A 3,968-nucleotide genomic window follows, 5' to 3' on the forward strand; every position below is an offset into this window, starting at 1 on the left:
CACCTCGGTGACCGGGATCCCGCGCTCGGCGGCGGCGACGATCGCGGCGTCGGCTTGGCGGGTAACCGTCGGGTGCTCCGCGGCCTGATCACGCAGGAGTACCAACCGAAGCCGCACCGGCTCCGCCTCGTCGACCCGGTCGCGGAAGAAGTCGTCGAGGTCCTCGGCTGCACCGCCGGCACTGCCGGCGAACCCGGCGCGGCTCCCGAATGCCCCGTCCAGGATGCCCACCTGGGCCGCTGCCGCCTCCGGCAGGACGCCCGGCACCGCGGGGTAGCCGGCGTTCGCGGCCAGCTGGTCAGCCGCCCGGCTCACCGCCGCGGCGGTCAGCGCCGTGGTCCCCCACAGCAGCGGCAACGACCCGGCCAGCGCGAGCGCCAGCTCCTTGGCGGGGCTGACGAACGTCTCACTGCTGGGTCGGCAGCGCATCGCCACGTCCTCCAGCCGCGCGGCCGTGGCCTCGATCGCGCCGGCTCCCTCGGCGCCGCCCGGGACGAGACCCAGGGCGTGCACGGCAACCACCGTCGGGACGAGCAGCGCCCAGAAACTCGCGCGGGTGGGCCTGGCGTCCACCACCGGGACCGCAACGAACAGTGCCCGGGCCCGGTCTGCCAGCGCGGCCAACGGTGAGTCGGGTGCGCCCACGGCAAGCGTCCGGCAACCGCGACGATCAGCTTCCTCCAGCGCGGACAGCGCCTGCCCATCGCGTCCCGAGCCCGACACGACGATCACCAGGTCGGCCACGCCGGCCCATCCGGGCAGACCGAAACCATCGTATTCGAGTACCGGAACGGGGCAGTCGGGGCCCGTCACCGCGGTGAGCGCCGCACCGAACGCCGTCGAGCCGCCAGCCCCGGCCACCAGCACGGCGCGCGGACGGCCGTCAGCCGCGAGCGAGGCGACCCCGGTCTCCTGCGCCAGCGCCGCGGACTCCCGGACCTGGCGGGCCGACGACGCCACGTGCAGCAGCATGCCGGACGGGTCGGCCCCGGTCAGCCGGGCAACATCGTCAAGGATGCCCTCGTCCACGATCGCCCCCCGCTTTCCGCGTGTCTGGCCCATCATCGCGTTCACTCGTCCGGGCCGCCGGCCATGCGATGCTCTCGGCGCCGGTCACCCCATATGTCGACCCATTTCTCAGGACGAGCTGGGCACCGGGGTCTCAACATCGCCGGTCGCATCCCCTACCGCGTCCCGTGGCCGGGGATCGATCTGAACAGCACCAGTCTGCACGTCGCCGGCCTGCACGTCGCCAGTCTGGACAGCGCCACCAAAGGGAACTGCCTCGTCAAGCAGCATCACCGGGATCTCGTCGCGGACCGGGAAGGCAAGGCCGCACGAGGTGCAGACCAGGACGGGCTCACCGGCGAGGGCGTCTGAGCGCAGCGGGGCATGGGCCGGGCACGGGCAGGCGAGAATCTCCAGCAGGAGTGGATCGAGACTCAACGGTCGATCTCCCTTCCATGACGAATGCGGGTGAGGACCTCGTCCCGCACCCGTGACATCGTGGCATGGTCGGGAGCCTCCACGTTCAGGCGCAGCAGCGGTTCGGTGTTGGACGGGCGCAGGTTGAACCACACGCCATCACCGAGCGAGACGGTCAGCCCGTCGAGATGGTCGATACCGGTCGCGAGCCCCACGTAGGCCTTCTCGATCTCGGCCATCGCGACCCCGGCGTCGGCGACCTCGGAGTTGATCTCACCGGAGAGCGTGTACGGCGCATAGCCGTCGAGCAGGCGCGACAGCGGCCGCTCCTGCTCACCGAGCGCGGCCAGGACGTGCATCGCGGCGAGCATCCCGGAGTCGGCCCGCCAGAAGTCCCGGAAATAGAAGTGACCGGAGTGCTCGCCACCGAAGATCGCACCGGTACGCGCCATCTCCGCCTTGATGAACGAATGGCCGACGCGGGTCCGCACCGGCACGCCGCCGAGCCTGGTGACGAGCTCGGGCACGGCGTTGCTGACGATCACATTATGAATAATCGTCGCACCGGGCTCGCGGGCGAGTTCCCGCTCGGCGACCAACGCGGTGATGGTGGACGGCGACACGCACTCGCCACGTTCGTCGACGACGAAGCAGCGGTCCGCGTCACCGTCGAAGGCGAGCCCGATGTCGGCCCCGGTAGCGCGAACCGCGGCCTGCAGGTCACGCAGGTTCGCCGGCTCGATCGGGTTGGCCTCGTGGTTGGGGAAGGACCCGTCCAGTTCGAAGTACAGCGGGTGGACCGTCAGCGGCAGCCCCTCGAACACGGCCGGAACGGTCAGACCGCCCATACCGTTACCCGCGTCCACCACGACCCGCAGCGGTCGGATGGCCGACAGGTCGACTAGGGTGCACAGGTGCTCGGCGTATGCCGCCAACAGGTCGCTGTGGGTGATCGTACCGCGCGGTCCGGTGAACGCGGGAATCCCCGCCTCGACCATGGCGCGGATGTCCCCGAGACCGGTGTCCGCCCCGATCGGAGCCGCGCCGGCCCGGCACAGCTTGACGCCGTTGTACTTGGCCGGGTTGTGGGATGCGGTGAACATCGCTCCCGGGATGTCCAGCGACCCGGCGGCGAAGTAGAGCAGGTCGGTCGAACCGAGCCCGATCATGATGACATCCGCGCCCTGGCCGGCAGCCCCGTCGGCAAACGCCGTCGAGAGCGGGACCGACGAGTCACGCATGTCGTGCGCGACGACGATCCGTGGCGCCGCCAGCACGTGCACGAACGCGGCTCCGATCGCGCGGGCGACATCGGTGTCCAGCTCTGAGGGCACAACCCCCCGCACGTCATACGCCTTGAAGATCCGCGACAGATCGTGCACCCTTCCGCCCTTCCTCCGCTTGCCCGCAGGGTACGCGATCACAGATCGTCCCGCGCCCGCCTGCCCCTGGGAACGCCAGCCAACACCGGCACCAAAGACCCTACCGACGCGAACTCAGCTCGGCCGGGGCAGGACCCGCAGGTGACCACGTCGACCTCCGGGTGCCGACGGATCGGGCGGGTCCTTGTGGACAGGTGGTCGGCTCACCTCACGAACCGCGTCCGCGAGCGCCTCAAGATCATCAGAGGCTGCGCCGTGCCTGGTCTCACCCTCGATCCGCACGACCGCCCAGCCCAGTGGCACAGTAAGGCGGTCGGCGTGCGGCCCACACAGGTCGTAGGAATGCGGCTCGACGTATGGGGAGAGCGGCCCGAGGACGGCTGTCGACTCGGCGTAGGCGTACGTGAGCGTGGCGACCGCGGCCGCTGAGCATGCCGAGCGGGAGCAGCGGCGAGGCTTCACGTTCCGGACGGTAGCCCCCGGAACGGGCGACGGCCACCACCACCCGCCGTGTCGCACCCACCCGCGGAACGCTGGTAAGTAATCAATTACACTCCGCACCCAGCAGGTGAACTGGCGGACACCGGCAGACACGTCAGGGTAACCGAGGCGAAATTCACCTGATGAATCCGGAGGGCATCGGTACGGCCTCTCGTCGCGAGCCGTACGCTCACGCCATGGCGGACAACGCCTCTCCCGGCGCCTCCTGGGGAACCCCCGTGCCGGCCTTCCCGTCCCCACAGCCTCCCATCCCCATGTCACGGCGCCGTGACCGGCGCGGACGCGGCCTGCGTGGTGTCCTCCTCCCACCGGAGGTCCCCGCCTATCGCAGCCGCGGCGAACGGTTCGACGACCTCGTCCTGGACGCCGTCGAGCACCTCGAGCACCGCTGGTCCGCCGAACTGTCCGACGTCGAGTTCGCGGTTGAGGACGTCCCGCCCGTACCTGCGGTCCTCGCTCCGGAAGAACCCGTACCGCTGGCTCACCACCAGCCGCCGGCCGGGCGAGGACGCTCCGCGACACCACACCGGATCGTCATCTACCGCCGGCCGCTGGAGGCCCGCGCGATGGACACCGACGACCTCGCCGAGCTCATCCTGGACGTCCTCATCCACAAGGTCGCGGACATGCTCGGCATGGAACCGGAGGTCATCGACCCGG

General features: G+C 70.4%; 4 protein-coding genes and 1 pseudogene. 1 reads left to right on the plus strand and 4 read right to left on the minus strand.

Annotated elements, in window-relative coordinates; genetic code table 11:
- The 4 genes and pseudogenes from U9980_RS07595 to U9980_RS07610 all read right to left on the minus strand — a co-directional run.
- Positions 1 to 1,065: SIS domain-containing protein (locus U9980_RS07595; protein WP_322767288.1), on the minus strand; the 1,065-nt coding region annotated here is incomplete at its 3' end.
- Positions 1,066 to 1,266: 201 nt separating this feature from the next.
- Positions 1,267 to 1,446, minus strand: a pseudogene (locus U9980_RS07600) (Trm112 family protein); the annotation flags it as partial.
- Positions 1,443 to 2,807: a phosphomannomutase/phosphoglucomutase gene (locus tag U9980_RS07605; RefSeq protein ID WP_322749339.1), complete on the minus strand. Its 1,365-nt coding sequence runs from the start codon at positions 2,805 to 2,807 to the stop codon at positions 1,443 to 1,445. The pseudogene U9980_RS07600 and the gene U9980_RS07605, both read right to left, overlap by 4 nt.
- Positions 2,808 to 2,921: 114 nt before the next feature.
- Entirely contained in the window at positions 2,922 to 3,269 is a 348-nt protein-coding gene (locus U9980_RS07610) for a DUF3499 domain-containing protein (RefSeq protein WP_322749340.1), read from the minus strand.
- 161 nt (positions 3,270 to 3,430) lie between these two features.
- Between U9980_RS07610 and U9980_RS07615 the strand changes: the two genes are divergently transcribed.
- On the plus strand, positions 3,431 to 3,968 hold a 538-nt coding region (locus U9980_RS07615), incomplete at its 3' end, for a metallopeptidase family protein (protein WP_322767289.1).

Source organism: Protofrankia sp. Cr1 (assembly GCF_963555865.1).
In the GTDB taxonomy this organism is placed as follows: domain Bacteria; phylum Actinomycetota; class Actinomycetes; order Frankiales; family Frankiaceae; genus Protofrankia.